Here is a 21,217-nt window from a genome sequence, read left to right as displayed (position 1 = left end):
CCGAATTCCGGACCGTTTCTTTCACTTATCAGGGATGCTGATGACCCTCGAATCCCCCAGTTCGATATCCGGGGCCAGACGCGCTGCGCGCGTCGCGGCCGCGGCGGGCCTGGTCGCCGCCCTCGCGGCAGCCGGTCCCGTCCCGGCGTTCGCGGCGGTGACCGCCGACGACCCGGCTGCCACCGCTCCGCTCAAGTCGGCCGACGACAAGCTCGGTTCGGACGACGCCAAGCTTCTGGCCGCGGCCGAGGCCAAGGGCGAGAAGACCGTCACCGCGATGGTCGCCACCACCCCCGGCGCCACCGAGCAGGTGGCCCAGCAGCTCGACGCCGTGGCCGGCGCCTCGGTGGGCAAGACGTACGACAAGCTCGGCTACGTCCGCGCCACCCTCCCGACCGCGACGGCGGAGGCGGCGCTGAAGGCGGCCGCGAAGCTCTCCTCCGTGCAGGGCATCGACCTGCGCCACGAGATCAAGCTGGAGGACCCGCGTCCGGACGCGGACCGCGAGACCGGCACGGTCAAGCGGACCGCCGACGCGTCCTACCCGGCCCCCGACAAGGCCACGCCGGCGAAGAACCCGTACAACCCGTCCTTCGAGACGGGCTCCGTGGACTTCGTGAAGAAGCACCCGCAGGCCGACGGCCGCGGTGTGACCATCGGCATCCTCGACTCGGGTGTCGACCTCGGCCACCCGGCGCTGCAGAAGACCACCACCGGCGAGCGCAAGATCGTCGACTGGGTCACCGCGACCGACCCGCTGACCGACGCCGACGCCACCTGGCGCGCGCAGATCACCCCGGTCTCCGGCGGCACCTTCACCGCGGGCAGCCAGAGCTGGAAGGCCCCCGAGGGCAGCTTCCAGTGGAGCCGCTTCTCCGAGTCGATCACCGCGACCGGCGACATGGCGGGCGACGTCAACCGCGACGGCGACACCACCGACCGGTTCGGCCTGCTGTACGACCCGGTGGCCGGCACCGTCCGCGTGGACACCGACCAGAACAACGACTTCACGGACAACGAGCCGATGAAGCCGTACAAGGACGGCTACCAGGTCGGCTACTTCGGTACGGACAACCCGGCCACCGAGGTGGCCGAGCGGATCCCGTTCGTCATCGAGATCCGCAAGGACGTCCCGATGGACCCGCTGGGCGGTGACTGGGTCGGCAAGAAGGCCGACTTCGTCAACGTCGGCATCATCGAGTCCGAGCACGGCACGCACGTGGCCGGCATCACCGCCGCCAACAGCCTGTTCGGCGGCAAGATGAACGGTCAGGCGCCCGGCGCCAAGCTCGTCTCCTCGCGCGCCTGCTCCTGGTCCGGCGGCTGCACCAACGTCGCGCTGACCGAGGGCATGATCGACCTCGTCGTCAACCGCGGCGTGGACATCGTCAACATGTCCATCGGCGGCCTGCCGGCGCTCAACGACGGCAACAACGCCCGCGCGGAGCTCTACACCCGCCTCATCGACACCTACGGCGTCCAGCTGGTCATCTCGGCCGGCAACTCGGGCCCGGGCACCAACACCATCGGCGACCCCGGCCTGGCCGACAAGGTCCTCTCGGTGGGTGCCGCGGTCTCCAAGGACACGTGGGCCGCCAACTACGGCTCCGGCGTCGACAAGGCGTACGCGATGTTCCCGTTCTCCTCGCGCGGTCCGCGCGAGGACGGCGGCCAGGCGCCGGTCATCACCGCGCCCGGCGCGTCGATCAACACCATCCAGACCTGGCTGCCCGGTGCGCCCGTCGCGGAGGCCGGCTACGCCCTCCCGGCCGGCTACGGCATGCTGCAGGGCACCTCGATGTCCTCGCCGCAGGCCGCCGGCGCCAGCGCGCTGCTCCTGTCGGCCGCCAAGCAGGCGAAGATCGCCCTGCCGCCGGTCGCCCTGCGCACCGCGCTGACCAGCACCGCGAAGAAGATCAAGGGCTACGGCGCGCACGAGCAGGGCGCGGGCCTCATCAATGTGAACAGCGCCTGGGACTCGATCCAGCGCGGCGCGAAGGCCCACGACTACACCGTGAAGGCGCCGGTCGACACCGCGCTCGACCAGTTCCTGAAGACCCCCGGCTTCGGCACCGGCATCTACGACCGCGAAGGCGGCCTGAAGACCGGCCAGAAGAAGGTCTACGACGTCGTCGTGACCCGCACCTCGGGTCCGAAGTACGGCGTCCGCCACGACCTGACGTGGCGCAACAACGACGGCACCTTCAAGGTCGTCGGCGGCTACGACTACGTCACCCTGCCGCTCAACAAGCCGGTCACGGTCAAGGTCGAGGCCAAGGCCAAGACCGCGGGCGTGCACAGCGGCCTGCTGCAGCTGGACGACGCGACCACCGAGGGCATCGACAAGCAGGTCCTCTCGACCGTGGTCGTCGCCAAGCAGCTCGCGAAGCCGTCCTTCGGCTTCTCCGAGACCGCTTCGGTGCAGCGCAACAGCCACACGTCGTACTTCGTGACGGTGCCCGCGGGCGCCAAGTCCCTCGAGGTCGCCCTCGGCGGTCTCGCGGCCGGCAGCCAGACGCGCTTCATCTCGATCCACCCGTACGGTGTGGCCGTCGACCCGACCTCCACGGTCAACTGCTACCCGAACTACAACAACCCGGCGAACACCTGCCGCCCCGACCTGCGCTCGGTTGCCGAGCCGCAGCCGGGCGTCTGGGAGATCGAGGTCGAGGCGCGCCGCACGTCGCCGCTGCTCGACAACCCGTACACCCTGGACGTGTCGGTCCTGGGCGTCGCCTTCGACCCGGCCGTCAAGGTCCTGCCCGAGGCGAAGATCGGCACCCCGGCGCCGGTCCAGTGGAACGTCACCAACAACTGGGCGGGCCTGACGGGCAAGCTCAAGGGCGGCCCGCTCGGCTCGGCGAAGGTCACCAAGCCGACCATCGCCAACGGTGAGACCCAGACCAGCGAGTTCGTCATCGGCGCCGGCGCCTCGCGCCTGGACGTGGCCATCGGCGGCGTCTCCGACGCGGGTGCGGACCTCGACCTCGAGGTCTACAAGGACGGCGTGAAGGTCGGCTCCTCCGCGGACGGCGACTCCGAGGAGGCCGTGTCCCTGGCCAACCCGGCCGCCGGCACCTACTCGGTCAAGGTCATCGGCTACGCCGTCCCGGCCGGCACCACCACCTACGACTACCGCGACGTGTACTTCGCCGACTCCCTGGGCACCGTCCAGGTCGACGACGCCGCGACGGTGAACCTGGCCAACGGCGCCTCCGCCACGGTCAACGCCAACGTCGTGGTGGCCAGCGCGGCCCCCGAGGGCCGTCAGTTCTTCGGTGAGGTCAAGCTCGTCAACGCCCGCGGCACCGCGGCGGGCAGCGGCAGCGTCCGGATCGAGAGCGTCACCCCGTAACGGAGTGACCTCGCCGTGAGGCAGGACATGCAGGAGGGGCGGGCGCTCGTCAGAGCGCCCGCCCCTTCGTCATGCCGCCGCGGTGCCCGCGGCCCCGCGCGTCAGCCCTTGAGGGAGCGCAGGTCCTGGGCGTACGTGCCGACCGCGTGGGCGATGACGTCCACGTTCGTGTCGAACACCTTCAGGTCCAGGTTCTTCAGGTCGTCGCCCGCGCCGTGGTAGTTCGGGTCGTACGGGGCGCCGGCCGTGCCGCCGTAGCGGGCCGCCTGCTCGGGGGTCTTGATGCCCTCGGCGCCGGTGAAGGTGCCGCCCGCGGGGATGCCGCTCGCGATGAACGGGCCGTAGTCGGAGCGGCCGTCGAAGTCGGTGCCCTCGTGCGGCTTGCGCTTCTTGTCGAGGAAGCCGTTGATCAGGCTCTCGATCTGCGCCGAGCCGGCCGGGCCCGCGCCCTCGCCGGTCTTGTCCGAGTCGTCGCCGTCGTAGACGAACTGCGCCGGGTTCGGCGAGGCGATCATGTCGAAGTTCAGGTAGAGGGCGATGTTCTTCTTCTGCCTGTCGCTGAGCGAGGCGACGTAGTGCTCGGAGCCGAGCAGGCCCAGCTCCTCGCCGGACCACCAGGCGAACCGCACCTTGTTGGCGGGCTGCTTGCCGGTCTTGCGGGTCTGGTCGGCCAGCTTGAGCGCGACCTCCAGCAGGCCGGCGGAGCCCGAGCCGTTGTCGTTGATGCCCGGGCCCTCCGGCACCGAGTCGAGGTGGCTGCCGACGGCGACGACCTTGTCGGCGCGCCCGCCACGGGTCTCCGCGATCACGTTGCGGGTCTTGTGCCGGACGTGTTCCTGGTCGAGGTCGAGCTTCAGCTTCACCTCGCCCTTGGCGGCCGCGGCGGTCAGCGCCTCACCGTCGGCGAGGGTGATGCCCGCGCTCGGGATCCGGCCCTCGGACGGGGACCCGAACGAGCCGCGGACCGCAGTGGTGCCGCTGTGGTTGTAGACGACGAGTCCGATGGCGCCTGCGTCGGCGGCGGCCTTCTGCTTCTCGGCGAAGGTGCAGGCACCCCGCTTGACCAGGGCGATCTTCCCGGTGAAGGCGCCGGCGGGGAAGTCGGTGGCGTCGCAGCCGGGGGTCTCGTCGACCCGCGCGAGGGCGATCGGGGCGGCGAGCCCGCCCTTCGGCGTGGACGTGGTGAAGGTGAAGGCGGCCGCGGCCAGGTCCCGGGCGTCCGGGGAGACCACGGAGACCTTCTCGGTGCGGGTCCGCGCCTCGTACACGTCGAAGCTCTGGTAGGCGACCTTGTAGCCGGCCTTCTTCAGCCGGGCGTGCACGTACGCGGCGGAGGCGTCGTAGCCGGGCGTGCCCGCGGCCCGGTTGCCGCCGTTGGCGTCGGCGATCTGCTGGAACTTCACCAGGTGGCGGTAGGCGCCCTTGCCGGAGGCCTGCTTGACCAGCTCCCTGGCGAGCTTCCCGGCCTTCCGGTCCGCGTGCGTCCCGGCGGACGCCGAGGCGGGCGCGGCGGACGGCGCGGCGGCGCGCTCGTAGGCGACGGCAGGGGTGACGGTGAGCAGGACGGGCGTGGCGACGGCGGCGGTGACGAGGGCCGCTATGGTCCGGTTGCGGTGGCGGTGGGCGCGCACGGTGGTTCTCCCCGAGTTCGGTCTGCGGAACACGTGTCCGTATATCGGGCACGACAGAACGGACCGTAACCACTCCGGACGCCCCGGACGGGCCTTTCCGGCCCCGGGCAACAAGCCCGCCACACACTTGTCATACCGGGAGCCCGCCCGGCGGACGCTCCCCCGCCCGCCGGCGGCGGTCCGCACTGCGGACAACGGATTGGACAAGCGGCCAGGGGTCGCACGCATGATGGAGCAGGCTTGTCCCAGCTGCACGAACCAGAAGGAGTCACCGTGAGGGTCGGAATCGTCGGAGCCACCGGTCAGGTCGGCACAGTCATGCGCCGCATCCTCGCGGAGCGGAAGTTCCCGGTGGCCGAGCTGCGGCTGTTCGCCTCGGCCCGCTCGGCCGGCTCCACGCTGGAGTGGGAGGGCCGGGAGATCACCGTCGAGGACGCGGCCACCGCCGACTACTCCGGCCTGGACATCGTGCTGTTCTCCGCGGGCGGCGCCACCTCCAAGGCCCTCGCCGAGAAGGTCGCCGCCCAGGGTGCCGTCGTGATCGACAACTCCTCCGCCTGGCGCAAGGACCCCGAGGTCCCGCTGGTGGTCTCCGAGGTCAACCCGCACGCGATCAAGGACCGCCCCAAGGGCATCATCGCGAACCCGAACTGCACCACGATGGCCGCGATGCCGGTGCTGCGCCCGCTCCACGAAGAGGCCGGCCTGACCGCGCTGATCGCCACCACCTACCAGGCCGTGTCCGGCTCCGGCGTGGCCGGTGTCGCCGAGCTCAAGGGCCAGGCCTGCGCGGTCGCCGAGGCCGCCGACCAGCTGGCCTTCGACGGCGAGGCCGTCGAGTTCCCCGAGCCGCAGGTCTACAAGCGGCCGATCGCCTACAACGTGGTCCCGCTCGCGGGCAACCTGGTCGACGACGGCAGCTTCGAGACGGACGAGGAGCAGAAGCTCCGCAACGAGTCCCGCAAGATCCTGGAGATCCCGGAGCTCAAGGTGTCCGGCACCTGCGTGCGCGTCCCGGTCTTCTCCGGCCACTCGCTCCAGGTCAACGCCCGCTTCACCCGCCCGATCAGCGTGGAGCGCGCGTACGAGCTCCTGCGCGAGGCGCCCGGCGTCGAGCTGTCCGAGATCCCGACCCCGCTCCAGGCGGCCGGCAAGGACGCCTCGTACGTGGGCCGGATCCGCGTGGACGAGACCGTCGAGAACGGCCTCGCCCTCTTCCTCTCGAACGACAACCTCCGCAAGGGCGCCGCCCTCAACGCGGTCCAGATCGCCGAGCTGGTAGCGGACGAACTCCGCGGCTGACCTGCCGAACGCCGGAGGGGAGGGAACCCGCGCGGGTTCCCTCCCCTCCGGCGTTCGCGGTTCCGCCCGGAGATTACTCCCAGGCCGGGGGCACGTCCGGCGTGGAAAGATGGGCGGCAACGTCACCATCGAAGGAGATGACCGCGTGCCAGGCACGAATCTGACCCGTGAAGAGGCTCAGCAGCGCGCAAAGCTGCTCACCGTCGACTCGTACGAGATCGACCTCGATCTCAGCGGGGCCCAGGAGGGGGGCACCTACCGGTCCGAGACCACGGTGCGCTTCGACTCCGCCGAGGCCGGCGCGGAGACCTTCATCGACCTGGTCGCGCCCGCCGTGCACGAGGTCGTGCTCAACGGGAAGTCCCTCGACGTCGCGGCCGTCTTCCGTGACTCGCGGATCGCGCTGGCCGAGCTGGCGGCCGGGCCGAACGAGCTGAAGGTCGTCGCGGACTGCGCGTACACCAACACCGGCGAGGGGCTGCACCGCTTCGTCGACCCGGTGGACGAGCAGGCCTACCTGTACACCCAGTTCGAGGTGCCGGACGCCCGCCGGGTGTTCGCCTCGTTCGAGCAGCCCGACCTGAAGGCGACCTTCCGCTTCACCGTGAAGGCCCCCGAGGGCTGGACGGTCATCTCGAACTCCCCGCGGGAGATTCCCGAGGGGGCCGAGGCCGCGGACGTCAAGGACAACGTCTGGTCCTTCGAGCCGACCCCGCGGATCTCGACGTACATCACCGCGCTGATCGTCGGCCCGTACCACGCGGTGCACAGCTCGTACGAGGGCAAGGACGGCCAGCGCGTGCCGCTCGGCATCTACTGCCGTCCCTCGCTGGCCGAGTTCCTCGACGCGGACGCGATCTTCGAGGTCACCCGGCAGGGCTTCGACTGGTTCCAGGAGAAGTTCGCCTACGACTACCCGTTCGCCAAGTACGACCAGCTCTTCGTGCCGGAGTTCAACGCGGGCGCGATGGAGAACGCGGGCGCGGTGACCATCCGCGACCAGTACGTGTTCCGCTCCAAGGTCACGGACGCGGCGTACGAGGTGCGCGCGGAGACCATCCTCCACGAGCTGGCCCACATGTGGTTCGGCGACCTGGTCACCATGGAGTGGTGGAACGACCTGTGGCTGAACGAGTCGTTCGCCACCTACACCTCGATCGCCTGCCAGGCGTACGCCGAGGGCTCGAAGTGGCCGCACGCGTGGACCACCTTCGCGAACTCCATGAAGACCTGGGCCTACCGCCAGGACCAGCTGCCGTCCACGCACCCGATCATGGCGGACATCCGCGACCTGGACGACGTCCTCGTCAACTTCGACGGGATCACCTACGCCAAGGGCGCCTCGGTGCTCAAGCAGCTCGTGGCGTACGTCGGCCAGGACGAGTTCTTCAAGGGCGTGCAGGCGTACTTCAAGGCGCACGCCTTCGGCAACACCCGCCTGTCGGACCTGCTGGGCGCGCTGGAGGAGACCTCCGGCCGTGACCTGACCGCATGGTCGACGGCGTGGCTGCAGACGGCCGGCATCAACATCCTGCGCCCCGAGATCGAGACCGACGAGCACGGGACGATCACCTCGTTCCGGGTCCGCCAGGAGGCCCCGGCGCTGCCCGCCGGCGCGCAGGGCAAGCCCGTGCTGCGCCCGCACCGGATCGCCATCGGCTTCTACTCGCTCGACGACGCGAGCGGCAAGCTGCTGCGCGAGCGCCGCGTCGAGCTGGACATCGCGGCCGCCGAACTGACCGACGTGCCGGAGCTGGTGGGCCACCACCGGCCGGACGTGGTCCTGCTCAACGACGACGACCTGTCGTACGCCAAGGTCCGCCTCGACGAGCACTCGCTCGCGAAGGTCACCGCGCACCTGGGCGACTTCGAGGCCTCGCTGCCGCGGGCGCTGTGCTGGGCCTCGGCCTGGGACATGACCCGCGACGGCGAGCTGGCCGCCCGCGACTACCTGTCGCTGGTGCTGTCCGGCATCGCCAAGGAGTCCGACATCGGCGTGGTGCAGTCGCTGCACCGCCAGGTGAAGCTGGCCGTCGACCTGTACGCCGACCCGGCGTGGCGGGACCAGGGTCTGGCCGCGTGGACCGAGGCCTCGCTGGAGCACCTGCGGGCGGCTGCCCCGGGCAGCGACCACCAGCTGGCGTGGGCGCGCGCGTTCGCCGCGACCGCCCGCACCGGTGAGCAGCTGGACCTGCTCGCCGCGCTGCTCGACGGCAGCGAGAGCGTCGAGGGCCTGGTCGTGGACACCGAGCTGCGCTGGGCGTTCCTGGAGCGGCTGGCGGCGACCGGCCGGGCCGACGAGGCGCAGATCGCGGCCGAGCTGGAGCGGGACAAGACGGCGGCGGGCGAGCGCCACGCGGCGACCGCGCGCGCGGCCCGCCCGACGGCGGCGGCGAAGGCGGCCGCCTGGGCCTCGGTCATCGAGTCCGACAGCCTGCCGAACGCCGTGCAGGAGGCCGTGATCGGCGGCTTCGTGCAGACCGATCAGCGTGAGCTGCTGGCGTCCTACACGGAGAAGTACTTCGCCGTGGTCAAGGACATCTGGGAGTCCCGCAGCCACGAGATCGCGCAGCAGATCGCGGTGGGCCTGTACCCGTCGCTCCAGGTGTCGCAGGCGACGCTGGACGCGACGGACGCGTGGCTGGCCGCCGCCGAGCCGAATGCCGCGCTGCGGCGGCTGGTGTCCGAGTCCCGCTCGGGCGTCGAGCGCGCGCTGAAGGCCCAGGCGGCCGACGCGGCCGCGCAGTAACACCCCCGGGGCTCCGCCCCGGACCCCGGACCGTGCGCTCCGCGCCCGGTGCGCTCAAACGCCGCGCAGGCTGGAATGCCCAGCCCCGCCGGCGTTTGAGGCGCGGGGTCCGGGGCGGAGCCCCGGCGACCCGCTCACCGCCCGCAGGGCGTCCAGCACCCGGCCCACGGCCGGCCCGGCATCGGCACCGCGCCGGGTCGCGGCGATGACGTGGCGGGTCGGGCGGTCGCGGGTCAGGACGCGGATGACCGCGTCGCCGGCCCGCGCGGCCGCCATCCGGGGGACGAGGGCCACGCCCATGCCCGCGCCGACCATGGCGAGGATCGCGGTCCACCCGGCCGCCGAGTGGGCCTGCTCCGGCACGAACCCGGCCGCGTCACAGGCCGTACGGGTGATCTCGGACCAGGGGCCGGAGCCGCCGAAGATCCACGGGTCGGACGCGAGGTCGGCCAGCCGCAGTTCGGCGGCGCCGGCCAGCGGGTGCCCGGGCGGCAAGGCCACGTCCAGCGGGTCCTCCAGCAGGGCGATCCGCGTGAACCGCGGGTCGTGGCCGGCCGGCGCGTGGGCGGCCAGGGAGAGCGCGAGGTCCACCGCCCCGGCCGACAGCAGCTCGTACGCCTGCGCGGCCTCGGCCTCCTGGACGCGGATCCCGATCCCGGGGTGCGTGCGGCGCAGGGCGGCGACGGCGGGGACCACCAGCGCGGGCACGGCGGTGGAGAACGCGCCGAGCCGGACCTCGCCCGCCTCCCCCGCCAGGTATCCGGCGAGTTCCGCGTCGGCGCGCTCCAGCTGGGCGAAGACCGCCTCGGCGTGCCGCAGGACCAGGTGGGCGGCGTCGGTGAGGCGGACCCGGCGGCCCTGCGCCTCCAGCAGCGGGACGCCGAGCTGCCGGGCGAGGTTGGTGAGCGCCTGCGAGACGGCCGAGGGCGTCATGTGCAGCGCCTCGGCCGTCGCGGTGACGGTGCCGTGTTCGGCCAGGGTCCGCAGGATCCGCAGCTTCTTGATGTCCCACTCGGTCGCGCCGGTCATGGGGTGAACCTACCGGCGGGATCCCAGCGCGACTCCGCCGAGGATCAGCGCCATGCACAGCAGCTGGGCGGGGCCGGTCCGTTCGCCGAGCAGGGGGTAGGAGAGCAGCGCCACGCACACCGGCTGGAGGTAGTAGACGATGCCGGCGCGGGCGGCGCCGATCAGCGTGATCGCCTTGTTCCAGGCGAAGAAGGCGACGGCGGAGGAGAAGACGCCGACGTACAGCAGCGGGCCGACGGTGGCGGGTCCGGCGGTGAAGCCGCCCTGGACGCCGAGGGAGACGGCGTACGCGGGGGCCAGCATCAGGGCGCCGAGCACGAAGGTCGTGAAGAGGAAGGGCAGTCCGGTGATCTCGGCGGGCTTGCGCCGCAGCAGCGCGCTGTACGAGGCGAAGGACAGGGCCGCGCCGAACATCCACAGGTCGCCGGCGGCGAAGTCCGGGGTGAGCGAGCCCTTGCCGACGAGGAGCAGGACGCCGAGTGCGGCGATCAGCATGCCGCCGGTGCGGACGGCGCCCAGGCGCTCCCCGCCGAGCCGGGCGTAGCCGGCCATGAGGACGGGCGCGGCGGCCATGATCATGCCCATGTTGGAGGCGGAGGTGGTCAGTCCGGCCTGGTGGACGAGGGTGTTGTAGACGGTGACCCCGCAGAGCGCGGCGAGGGTGACGTAGCCGAGGTGGCGGCGGATCAGGTGCCGCTGCCGCCAGGTCTGGCGGGCGGCGAAGGGGGCGACGGCGGCGAGGGCGATGAGCCAGCGCCAGAAGACGGCCTGCACGGGGGGCACGGTCTCGGCCATCCCGCGGGTGGCGACGAAGCTCCCGGACCAGACGACCGTGGCCAGCAGCGCCAGCAGCACCCCGAGTCCGGCGGCGCGCTTCACCGGTCCGCCCTTCCCGGCCGGGGCGGCGGCGGGGAAGGCGGGCGCGGCGGCGGGCTGCGGGTTGCGGGCGGTGCGGGCGCGGTCCATGACGGCCACTTCGGGGTCCCCCTCGGGTCAGGTCTGTTCTGAGTTCGTGGGCCTACCGTCCCACTCGCTCATTGCTCAGGTCCATCGAATCTTTTCGATCGATCCGTTCAGTTGAACTGAACGATGCAGGGATGGCGCCGGGGGTGGTGCGGGGCGGGCGCGGCGGGAGCTGGCCCACCACGGTGGCGGTGAAGGCGACCGCCATGCCCACCAGCTGAACGGGGGTCAGCGCCTGGCCGAGGGCGGCCCAGCCGATGACGGCGGCGGTGAGCGGGGACATCGGTCCCAGCAGGGTGGCCGAGGTGGCGCTCAGCTGGCCGATGCCGCGGAACCACAGCCAGTACGCGATCCCGGTGTTGATCAGCGCCAGGTAGCCGTAGCCGAGGAAGGCCCGGCCGTCGAGCGCGGGCGGCGCGCCTTCGACGAGCGCGGCCACCGGCAGGATCAGCAGGCCGCCCATGGTGAGCTGCCAGCCCGTCATGGCGAGCGGGCCGGCCCACTGCGGACGCCCCCAGCGCTTGGTCATCACGGTGCCGGCGGCCATGCAGGAGGAGGCGGCGACGCCGGCCAGTACGCCGACCAGGTCGAGCGCGGCATTGGCCTTGAGCACCACCATGCTGACGCCGAGGGCGCCGGCGATCGCGGCGAGCAGGGACCGGGTGGTGGCCCGCTCGCTCAGCAGCAGGGCGGCGAGGCCGACGACGACCAGCGGGCCGAGGGATCCGAAGACGGCCGCGACGCCGCCGGGCAGCCGGTAGGCGGAGAGGAAGAGCAGCGGGAAGAAGGCGCCGATGTTCAGCGCGCCCAGGACGGCGGACTTCCACCACCACTCGCCCCTGGGGAGGGTGCGGGACATGGCGAGGAGCAGCAGGCCGGCGGGCAGGGCCCGCATCAGCGCGGTGAACAGGGGGCGGTCGGGCGGCAGGAACTCGGTGGTCACCGCGTAGGTCGAGCCCCAGGAGATGGGCGCGAGGGCGGTCACGGCGACCACGGTGTAGCGGTTCATGGCGGGCGGCCCTCCGGAGGGGGTTCGGGGAAGTGGACCGTGGAGCAGATCGCGAGGTGACGGGGAAGTCGGTCGCGAAGTAGATCGTTAGAAAGTAGCTTACCCCTAAGCTACTTTCTAACAAGCAACTTTCTTGCCATCCATCGACCGCCTGTCCGATACTGCGGTCATGAGCGAGAAGGACGCGGTTGACGCGATCACGGGGCAGTGGAATGTGGTGCGGCCGGACCTGGACGTCGCGCCCATGGCGGTGTTCGGCCGCATCTACCGGATCACCCGGAACATGGGCGACGCCATGGAGCGCACCTACGCGCGCTACGGCGTCTCGCGCGGCGAGTTCGACGTCGTCGCCACCCTGCGCCGTTCGGGTGCGCCGTACACCCTCTCGCCACGCCAGCTCTCCGCCACGCTGATGCTCACCACGGGCGGGATGACGGGGCGGCTGGACAAGCTGGAGAAGGCCGGGCTGCTGCGCCGGGCGCCCGACCCGCACGACCGGCGGGGCCTCCAGGTGTCCTTGACCGAACGCGGGCTCAGCGTGGTCGAGGAGGCCGTCACCGCGGGGCTGGAGGTTCAGCGCGAGGCGCTGACCGGGCTCTCGGACGAGGAGGTGGAGCAGCTCACCGGGCTGCTGCGCAAGCTCATGGCCGGGGTCTGAGGACCGCGCCGGCACCCCGGCCGGGCGGCCGGGAACGCGCCAGGGCGCCGGGGGGCCTGATGGCTCCCCGGCGCCCTGCGCACATCCGGACGGGTGTTAGTTGGCCTGCTTGCGGGACTTGTCGCCCACCATCACCAGACCGGCGATGACCAGGAACAGCACGATCGGCGCGGCGACGTACAGGCCGAGCGTCTCGGCCACGCTCAGGCCCGGGCCCGGGTCGTCACCGTCGTCACGCGTGAGCGCGAGGGCGGGAGACGTCATCAGCAGCATCATCAGCGTCGATCCGGCCGTGACGGCGCCGGCGCGCAGGGCGTTCTTCTTGTCCACGGTGCAAACGTAGCGAACACCTAAACGGGCCGCGCGCCCGGGGGTGCCGTACGGGGGTCACGGCCGGCCTCCCGGCCCGCGCCGGGCCCGCCCGGGCGGCGCGCCCGCGCCTCACCGCGAGGTCATCGGATCCCCGCCCGCACCACGTCCATCAGGGCGTTCAGCCGCCGCGACGCCGCCAGCTGGGCCAGCGTCACCGGCCGCCCGGAGGCGTCCGCCACCGGCAGCCGCCAGTTGGGGTACTGGTCCCAGGTGCCCGGCAGGTTCTGCGGGCGGCGGTCGCCCACCGCGTCCGGCAGCCAGACCCCGACCAGCCGGGCCGGGGTGCGCAGCAGGAAGCCGTACAGGGCCTGCACGGCCTGCTCCTCGCCCGCCACCTCGAAGCCGAGGGACGCCAGCAGGCCCAGCCACTCGCCCGTCTCGGCGGCGTCGGCGGCCCGCTCCCGCTCCGGCGGGCCGCCGAGCAGGCCCAGCCGTTCGCGCAGTTCGACGTGCTCCCCCGCCAGCCGGGAGGCGGTGGGCGGCAGGTCGTGGGTGGTCACGGTGGCGAGGCAGCCGGCCCGCCAGTCGGCCGGGGCCAGCGGCCGCCCGCCGCCCGCCCAGTCCCGCTCGAACCACAGCACGGAGGTGCCCAGCACGCCGCGCCGGGCCAGGGCCTCGCGGACCCCGGGCGCGACCGTCCCCAGGTCCTCGCCGATGACCACCGCGCCGGCCCGGTGCGCCTCCAGGACCAGGATCGCGAGCATCGCCTCCGCGTCGTACGAGACGTACGTGCCTTCGGTCGGCGGGGCGTCCTCGGGGATCCACCAGAGCCGGAACAGGCCCATCACGTGGTCGATGCGCAGCGCGCCGGCGTGCCGCAGCAGGCCGCGCAGCAGGGCGCGGTACGGGGCGTAGCCGGAGGCGGCCAGCGCGTCCGGCCGCCAGGGCGGCAGACCCCAGTCCTGGCCGCGGGCGTTGAAGGCGTCCGGCGGGGCGCCCACCGACATCCGGCCGGCGTAGGCGCCCGGCTCGGCCCAGACGTCCGCGCCCTCGGGGTGCACGCCGACCGCCAGGTCGTGCACCAGACCGAGCGCCATCCCGGCGCCGCGGGCGGCCTGTTGGGCGGCGGAGAGCTGGGACTCGGTCAGCCACACCAGCCAGCGGTGGAAGTCCTCGCCCTGCGGCCCGTCGCCGGCCGCCCGGGCGCACCAGGCGGCGTGCGCGTCGAGGGCGGGGCCCTGCGCGGCGCGGAACTCCCGATAGTCGCGCTCCCGTTCGGGGCTGCGCGGCACCGCGTACAGGAGCTCCAGGGCGGCCCGCTTGAGGGCCCAGACGGCGTCCCGGTCGATCAGCGCGCCCTTCTCCAGCACCTCCCGGCGCAGTCCGGCGCCCGCCTCGGCGAGCCGGTCCAGGGTCTCCCGGTGGGCGCAGCGGTCGTGTTCGGGGACGTCCTCGACGCGCAGGTGCACGGGGTCGGGGAAGCGGCGCGAGGAGGGGCGGTACGGGGAGGGGTCGGTGGGGTTGCCGGGCACGGCCGCGTGCAGCGGGTTGACCTGGACGAATCCGGCGCCGTGGGCGGTGGCCGCCCAGCCGGCGAGGTCGGCGAGGTCCCCGAGGTCGCCCATGCCCCAGGAGCGGTCCGTCAGCAGCGAGTACAGCTGCACCAGGAAGCCGTGCACCCGGGCGGGTGGCTCGGGGGCCCGCTCGGGGGCCACCACGAGGGTGGCCCCGGCCTGCCGCCCGTCGGGGGTGCGGGCGGTCAGCCGGTGCACCCCGCAGGGCAGTCCGGTCCGCCAGGGGCTCGTGCCGCCGTCCTCCAGGCGGACGTCGAGGACGGTGTCCGCGGGCAGCCGCCCGAGGGCGGCGGGCACCCCCTCGCCCTCCCACTGCACGACCGTCGCCGGGAGCAGCCGCGGGGCCGCGGCGGCGTCGAGGGCGGCCCGCAGCGCCTGCGGGGTCGAGGCGTCGGCGCCGAGGGCGGCGAGCACGGCGACGACGGTGCGGTCGGGGACCGCGACGGTCAGGTCCTGCGAGGGCGAGTACGAGGTGGCCACCCCGTGCATCGCGGCGAGCCGGGCCAGGCTCATGGGCACACCTCTTGGGCTGTCTGGTGTCCTGACGGGCCGTCCGGGACGGCCGGCCCGCTGGTGGTCCGCGTCCGGCGGGCAGCGGCGCGGCCGGGGCTGCGGGGCCCCCGGTACGGCCGGCAACGCGCGGATGCGGTCACGGAGTTGCTCCTTCGCACGGGCGGGGGCGGGAGCGCCCGCCCGGCGGGCCGCTCCGCTCGGACACGGCCCGGGCCGGGCAACGCAGGCCTACCCAGCCGGTCCCGGAGCATTCACCGTCCAGGGTCACCCGAAACACAGGGCATAGCGGTCACAACGGCCCCGCACGTTGACACTTCAGCCGTTCGAGTGGTGGGCTCGGGCTGATTCGAACGGGCGGGGGACGACCGAGCGAGGGGGCTCCGTGCAGCTCAGGGGCAGGAAGCGGGTGACCGCCACGGCGGTCGCCGTGATCGGCGGACTCCTCGGCGGCGGGCTCGCCGGCGCACCCGGCGTCCTCGCGGCGCCCTCCCCGGGCCCGACGGCCGGTCAGGTCCCGCCCGCGGGCGGGGCGTCCGTACCACCGGGGAAGTCCGCGGGGCCCGGGACGTCCGTACCGCCCGCGGGAGGGCCCGCCGGGAAGGCGGCCGGTCAGCCCTCCGGGGACGCGGCCGGGAGCCCGGCCGGGACGCGCGCGGCGCCGCCCGCCGGGCGGTCCGCGGTGGCGCCGCCCGCGGTGTGGCCGCGTCCGCAGTCGCTGACCGCACGCGGCGACGCGGTACGCCTGGGCGCCGAGGCCGTGCTCGTCGCGCCCGCGGGCACCGATCCGTACGCCCTCGACGTCCTGCGCACGGCCCTGCGGGCGGCCGGCGTGCGCAGCCTGCACGAGACCTCCGCCGCGGCCCCGCTGCCCGCGGCAGGCCCGGTGGTCCGGGTCCAGGGTCCCGACGCCGAGGCGGCGCTGCGGGCGCTGGGCGGGGCCGAGGCCGGGGACCTGCCGGCCGGCGGCTACCGGATCGCGGTCGGCCGGCACGCCGGCCGGGACACCGTGGCGCTGGTCGGGACCGGCACGGACGGGCTGTTCCACGCCGCGCAGACGCTCCGCCGGCTGATCGTGGCGCGGGACGTGCCCGGCGTGCTGGTCCGCGACTGGCCGTCGGCGGCCGTGCGCGGCACCGCCGAGGGGTTCTACGGCCGGCCCTGGACCCACGAGCAGCGCCTGGCGCACCTCGACTTCATGGCCCGCACCAAGCAGAACCGCTACCTGTACGCCCCCGGTGACGACCCGTACCGCACGGCCCGCTGGCGCGAGGAGTACCCGGCGGGCGAGCAGGAGGACTTCCGGGCACTGGCCCGCACGGCCCGCGCCGGGCACGTGACGCTCGCCTGGGCGGTGGCCCCCGGCCAGACCATGTGCCTGTCGTCGGCGGGCGACCGGGCGGCACTGCTGCGCAAGGTGGACGCGATGGCCGCGCTCGGCTTCGGCGCCTTCCAGCTCCAGTTCCAGGACGTCAGCTACACCGAGTGGGGCTGCGCCGCGGACCGCAGGCGCTACGGGCGGGGGCCGCGGGCCGCGGCGCGCGCCCACGCCGAGCTGGCGGGCGAACTCGCCGCGCACCTGGCCCGCCGCCACCCGCGGGCCGCGCCGCTGTCGCTGGTGCCCACCGAGTACTTCCAGGAGGGCGCGACCCCCTACCGCACCGCGCTGGCCGGGGCGCTGGACCCGCGGGTGCAGGTGGCGTGGACGGGCGTGGGCGTGCTGCCGCGGACCATCACCGGCCGGGAACTCGCCGCGGCCCGCGAGGTGTTCCGGCACCCGCTGGTCACCGTCGACAACTATCCGGTCAACGACTACGCGATGGACCGGCTGTTCCTCGGCGCGTACACGGGCCGCGAGCCGGCCGTGGCGAACGGCTCGGCGGGGCTGCTGGCCAATGCGATGCCGCAGGCGGCCGCCTCCCGCATCCCGCTGTTCACGGCCGCCGACTTCGCCTGGAACGCCCGCTCCTACCGGGCCGCGGACTCCTGGCAGGCCGCGCTGGACGAGCTGGCCGACGGGGATGCGCGGGCCCGGGAGGCATTGGGCGCGCTCGCCGGGAACGCCTCCTCCTCGGTGCTCGACGCCACCGAGTCGGGGTACCTGCGGCCGCTGCTGGCCGAGTTCTGGCAGGCCCGCGGCGGCGCCGACCGGGCGGCCGCGGACCGGGCCGGGGAGCGGCTGCGGGCCGCCTTCACCGTGATGCGGGAGGCCCCGCAACGACTGGCCGGGCCGGCCGGGGGCGTGCTGCCGGCCGAGGCCGGGCCCTGGATCGACCGGCTGGCCCGCTACGGAACGGCCGGCGAACTGGCCGTGGACCTGCTGCGGGCCCAGGCGCACGGCGACGGGGCGGCCGCCTGGCGGGCCTCGCTCGCCCTGCGCGCGGCCCGCGCCGCCCTGACCGCCCCGGACGCCGCGGCGGCGGGCGCCGAGGGTCCGGCCCACGCGGTGACCGTCGGCAAGGGCGTGCTGGAGCCGTTCCTCGCGAAGGCCGCCCGGGAGGCGGACGCGTGGACGGGCGCGAGCCGTACGGTGCCCGGCGGCTCGGTCGCCGCGGACGACGGCTCGTACACGGTGTGGCTGGGCCGGGCGCGCCCGGTGGAGGCGGTCACCGTGATGACGGACCCGGCGCCGGCGGCCGGGCGCGGCACGCTCGTCGAGGCGCACGTGCCGGGCGAGGGCTGGCGCAAGCTCGGCGAGGTCTCGCCGAGCGGCTGGACGCAGGCCGCCGCGCGCGGGCTGCGCGCGGACGCGGTGCGGCTGCTGTGGGCCGGGGACGCGCCGGGCGTGCACCGGGTGGTGCCGTGGTTCGCCGACGACCCGTCCGCCCGCATCGAGCTGGCCGGCGGCGGCCGTACCGACGCGGAGATCGGCGGCGGCGCGCAGCGGGTGGCGGCGGAACTGTCGGGTCTGCGGCCGGCCGCGGTGCAGGGCGCGCTGACGGCGAAGGCGCCGCACGGGATCCGGGTGAGGGTGCCGGCACGGACGACGGTGCCGCGCGGCACGCGGGTGTCCGTGCCGGTCGAGGTGACGGTCCCGGCGGGCACCCCGGCGGGGGTGTACGAGGTGCCGGTCTCCTTCGGCGGCGGGTCCCGGACCCTGACCGTGCGGGCGTTCCCGCGCACCGGCGGCCCGGATCTGGCGCGCGGCGCGACGGCGAGTTCGTCAGGTGACGAGACGCGGGACTTCCCGGCGTCGGCCGCCGTCGACGGGGATCCGGCGACCCGGTGGTCCTCGCCGGCCGCGGACGGCGCGTGGTGGCGGATGGAACTGGCCGCGCCGGTACGGCTGGGGCAGGTGGTGCTGACGTGGCAGGACGCGTATCCCTCGGCCTACCGGGTCGAGACCTCGGCGGACGGGGTGTCCTGGCGGACGGCGGCGACGGTGACGGGGTCGCGGGGCGGCCGCGAGTCGCTCCGCATGGACGAGGCGGGGGTGCGCTTCGTGCGGGTCCGCTGCGATGAGCGCGCGACGCGCTTCGGCTGCAGCCTGTGGTCGGCCGAGGCCTACGCGGTCACCCCCTGACGCACCACCCGAGACCCGGCCCCGTACGCGCCCACCGCCGCCGACACCTTGGCGCCCAACCACCGCCGCCGACACCTTGGCGCCCAACCCCCAGCCTCGCCGACGCCTTGAGGCCCGACCCCCAGCCTCGCCGGTGCCCGGGGCGCAACCCCCAGCCTCACCGGTGCCCTGTAGGGCAATTCCCAGCCTCGCCCACGCCTTGAGGCCCGACCCCCAGCCTCGCCGGGGCCCGGGGCGCAACATCCAGCCTCACCGGCGCCCTGGGGGGCAATTCCCAGCCTCGCCGGCGTTTGAGGCGCGGGGTTTGGGGCGGAGCCCCAAGAACAACCCGGCTGGCGCCGGGCACCGGGCTCCGCCCGGACCCGCTCCTCAAGCGCCGGAGGGGCTGGATGGTGCGCGGGGTTAGCCGGGCTCTGCCCGGACCCGCGCCTCAAACGCCGGCGAGGCTGGAATGCACGCGGGGTTGCCGGGCTCTGCCCGGGCCCGCGCCTCAAGCGCCGGAGGGGCTGAAGCGTGCGCGGGGTCAAGCGCCGGAGGGGTTGGAATGCGCGCGGGGTTGCCACTCGGCACCGGCCGAGGTGAAGGGGCCGCAGTAGTCGGCCCGGAGGGGCGGAGGGTGAGCCGGGGACAGGGGGCGGGGTCAGGCGGAGATGCCGTCGATGCGGGCTACGGCGTCTTCGGCGCCGTACGGCTGCAGGTACGGCATCCAGCGCGGATCCCGATGCCCCGTCCCGATGATCCGCCACGCCAGCCCGGACGGCGGAGCCGGCTCGTGACGCAGCCGCCAGCCCAGATCGACCAGGTGCCGGTCGGCCTTGACGTGGTTGCAGCGGCGGCAGGCCGCGACCACGTTGTCCCACGCGTGTTGGCCCCCACGGCTGCGCGGGATCACGTGGTCGACACTGGTGGCGACCCCGCCGCAGTACATGCAGCGCCCTCCGTCGCGGGCGAACAGGGCGCGGCGGGTGAGCGGAACGGGCCCCCGATAGGGGACCCGCACGAAACGCTTGAGCCGGACCACGCTGGGCGCGGGGAGGGCTCTGGTCGCGCTGTGCAGGTAGGCGCCTGACTCCTCCAGGGAGATCGCTTTGTTCTCCAGGACGAGGACGAGCGCGCGGCGGAGCGGTACGACGCCGAGCGGCTCGTACGACGCGTTGAGGACCAGGACGTGTGGCACGGGTGCCTCCTTGTACGCCGGCGGCGCGTGGCTCGCGCCGGGACGATCTGCTCTCAGTCTCTCCTTACCGCTGGTCGAAGCGCCACCACGCGCCCGTAACGGGTCGGAGGTGTTTTCAACCACAGGCTCTTCATGCCCGGGTGAGTCTGGTCTCTCCCTCGAACACGGCCGTCGGGTCACGCCGAATGCCCCGTTAGTGTGGTTGGCCTGCCCGCAACACCCCTTCCGGCGGGCAGACCGTTCCACTGGAGGTTCCTGTCGTGTCCTGGCCCGCCATCTTGCCGGTTCTGGCCGTCGCCCCCACCCCCGAGGCGCCCACCACGCTCGAAGAGGCCCACGAGAGCGCGACGAACGCCGCGAGCTTCGTCGAGGAGAACTGGGCCGCCTGGCTGAACGTCGGCCTGAAGATCCTGCTGATCCTCGTCATCGCGGGCGTGCTGCGGTCGGTGGTCCGCAAGGCCATCACCAAGCTCATAGACCGGATGAACCGCAGCGCCGAGGCCGTCGAGGGAAGCGCGCTGGGCGGACTGCTGGTCAATGCCGAGCGGCGGCGCCAGCGTTCGGAGGCGATCGGCTCGGTCCTCCGTTCGGTGGCGTCGTTCGTGATCCTGGGCACCGCCGGGCTGATGGTGCTGGGCGCGCTGCAGATCAACCTGGGCCCGCTGCTGGCCAGTGCCGGTGTGGCGGGCGTGGCGATCGGTTTCGGTGCCCGGAACCTGGTCACGGACTTCCTGTCCGGCGTGTTCATGATCCTGGAGGACCAGTACGGGGTCGGGGACAAGGTGGACGCCGGGGTGGCCTCCGGCGAGGTGATCGAGGTCGGCCTGCGGGTGACCAAGCTGCGCGGCGACAACGGTGAGATCTGGTACGTGCGCAACGGCGAGGTGAAGCGGATCGGCAACCTCAGCCAGGGCTGGGCCACCGCCGGGGTGGACGTGCAGGTCAAGCCCACCGAGGACCTGAACCGGATCCGCGCGGTGATCCAGGAGGTCGCCGACGGGATGGCAAAGGAGTCGCCGTGGGACGAGCGGCTGTGGGGTCCGGTCGAGGTCCTGGGCCTGGACGAGGTGCTGCTCGCGTCGATGACGGTGAAGCTCTCCGCGAAGACGATGCCCGGCCAGCAGTTCTCGGTGGAGCGCGAGCTGCGCTGGCGGATCAAGCTGGCCTTCGACGCGGCCGGCATCCGGATGGTCGGCGGGCTGCCGGCGGCCGACGACGAGGACGCGGCGCCCGCCCCGGACCTGTCCGCCTCGGTCGCGCCGCCCTCGGCGCTCGCCAACCCGGCCTCCCCGCAGTCGCTGGCCACCGCGCCGATACCGGCACCGGCCGGGACCGTGCGGATGACGAAGTGACCGGCGCGTAACCGCGCTCGCACCGCCTTCCGCGCCGGCCTTCTGCGCCCTCGTCGCGACCCGTTCGGGTCAC

Annotated in this window: 13 protein-coding genes; 6 read left to right on the top strand and 7 right to left on the bottom strand. The window is 73.7% G+C overall.

Features of this window, described 5'->3' with window-relative positions:
- Positions 1 to 40 precede the first annotated feature (40 nt).
- Positions 41 to 3,355 carry a S8 family serine peptidase gene (locus OG764_RS23715; protein ID WP_328970438.1) on the top strand — a complete coding sequence of 1,105 codons (3,315 nt, stop codon included), beginning with the start codon at positions 41 to 43 and terminating at the stop codon, positions 3,353 to 3,355.
- Between the two features lie 101 nt (positions 3,356 to 3,456).
- Here OG764_RS23715 and OG764_RS23710 read toward each other — a convergent pair whose 3' ends face one another.
- Positions 3,457 to 4,986, bottom strand: a complete 1,530-nt coding sequence (locus OG764_RS23710) for a M28 family metallopeptidase (protein WP_328970437.1) — start codon at positions 4,984 to 4,986, stop codon at positions 3,457 to 3,459.
- Between the two features lie 273 nt (positions 4,987 to 5,259).
- On the opposite strand from OG764_RS23710, the gene OG764_RS23705 reads away from it, so the two are divergent.
- Positions 5,260 to 6,288, top strand: coding sequence for an aspartate-semialdehyde dehydrogenase (locus OG764_RS23705; protein WP_328970436.1), 1,029 nt, complete (start codon positions 5,260 to 5,262; stop codon positions 6,286 to 6,288).
- A 145-nt stretch (positions 6,289 to 6,433) separates the two neighbouring features.
- The gene (gene pepN, locus OG764_RS23700) at positions 6,434 to 9,037 is read left to right on the top strand and encodes an aminopeptidase N (RefSeq protein WP_328970435.1); all 2,604 of its coding nucleotides are present in this window, start codon (positions 6,434 to 6,436) and stop codon (positions 9,035 to 9,037) included.
- A 54-nt stretch (positions 9,038 to 9,091) separates the two neighbouring features.
- Here pepN and OG764_RS23695 read toward each other — a convergent pair whose 3' ends face one another.
- From OG764_RS23695 to OG764_RS23685, 3 genes are read right to left on the bottom strand one after another with little or no spacing between them, the layout of a single operon-like run.
- A complete protein-coding gene (locus tag OG764_RS23695) occupies positions 9,092 to 10,066 on the bottom strand; it encodes a LysR family transcriptional regulator (protein ID WP_328970434.1) in 975 nt (324 codons plus the stop codon).
- A gap of 9 nt (positions 10,067 to 10,075) precedes the next feature.
- Positions 10,076 to 11,032, bottom strand: coding sequence for a DMT family transporter (locus tag OG764_RS23690; RefSeq protein ID WP_443056236.1), 957 nt, complete (start codon positions 11,030 to 11,032; stop codon positions 10,076 to 10,078).
- Between the two features lie 52 nt (positions 11,033 to 11,084).
- Positions 11,085 to 12,038: an EamA family transporter gene (locus OG764_RS23685; RefSeq protein ID WP_328970432.1), complete on the bottom strand. Its 954-nt coding sequence runs from the start codon at positions 12,036 to 12,038 to the stop codon at positions 11,085 to 11,087.
- A gap of 169 nt (positions 12,039 to 12,207) precedes the next feature.
- Here OG764_RS23685 and OG764_RS23680 point away from each other — a divergent pair, with 169 nt between their 5' ends.
- Positions 12,208 to 12,696 carry a MarR family winged helix-turn-helix transcriptional regulator gene (locus OG764_RS23680; protein WP_328970431.1) on the top strand — a complete coding sequence of 163 codons (489 nt, stop codon included), beginning with the start codon at positions 12,208 to 12,210 and terminating at the stop codon, positions 12,694 to 12,696.
- Between the two features lie 96 nt (positions 12,697 to 12,792).
- On the opposite strand, the gene OG764_RS23675 is transcribed toward OG764_RS23680, so the two are convergent.
- Both OG764_RS23675 and OG764_RS23670 read right to left on the bottom strand, forming a co-directional pair.
- Positions 12,793 to 13,026, bottom strand: coding sequence for a hypothetical protein (locus OG764_RS23675; protein ID WP_328970430.1), 234 nt, complete (start codon positions 13,024 to 13,026; stop codon positions 12,793 to 12,795).
- 122 nt (positions 13,027 to 13,148) lie between these two features.
- The gene (locus OG764_RS23670; RefSeq protein WP_328970429.1) at positions 13,149 to 15,095 is read right to left on the bottom strand and encodes a 4-alpha-glucanotransferase; all 1,947 of its coding nucleotides are present in this window, start codon (positions 15,093 to 15,095) and stop codon (positions 13,149 to 13,151) included.
- Between the two features lie 382 nt (positions 15,096 to 15,477).
- Between OG764_RS23670 and OG764_RS23665 the strand changes: the two genes are divergently transcribed.
- Complete coding sequence (locus OG764_RS23665) at positions 15,478 to 18,615, top strand: beta-N-acetylglucosaminidase domain-containing protein (protein ID WP_443056025.1); 3,138 nt, start codon at positions 15,478 to 15,480, stop codon at positions 18,613 to 18,615.
- 640 nt (positions 18,616 to 19,255) lie between these two features.
- Here the strand turns inward: OG764_RS23665 and OG764_RS23660 are convergent.
- Positions 19,256 to 19,792: an HNH endonuclease gene (locus OG764_RS23660; protein WP_328970427.1), complete on the bottom strand. Its 537-nt coding sequence runs from the start codon at positions 19,790 to 19,792 to the stop codon at positions 19,256 to 19,258.
- Between the two features lie 260 nt (positions 19,793 to 20,052).
- Between OG764_RS23660 and OG764_RS23655 the strand changes: the two genes are divergently transcribed.
- Positions 20,053 to 21,144, top strand: a complete 1,092-nt coding sequence (locus OG764_RS23655; RefSeq protein WP_328970426.1) for a mechanosensitive ion channel family protein — start codon at positions 20,053 to 20,055, stop codon at positions 21,142 to 21,144.
- Positions 21,145 to 21,217 lie beyond the last annotated feature (73 nt).

The organism is Streptomyces sp. NBC_00239 (assembly GCF_036194065.1).
Lineage (GTDB): Bacteria > Actinomycetota > Actinomycetes > Streptomycetales > Streptomycetaceae > Streptomyces.
The sequence above is the reverse complement of the archived record's forward strand: the minus strand, read 5'-3'. Positions and strand labels throughout refer to the sequence as shown.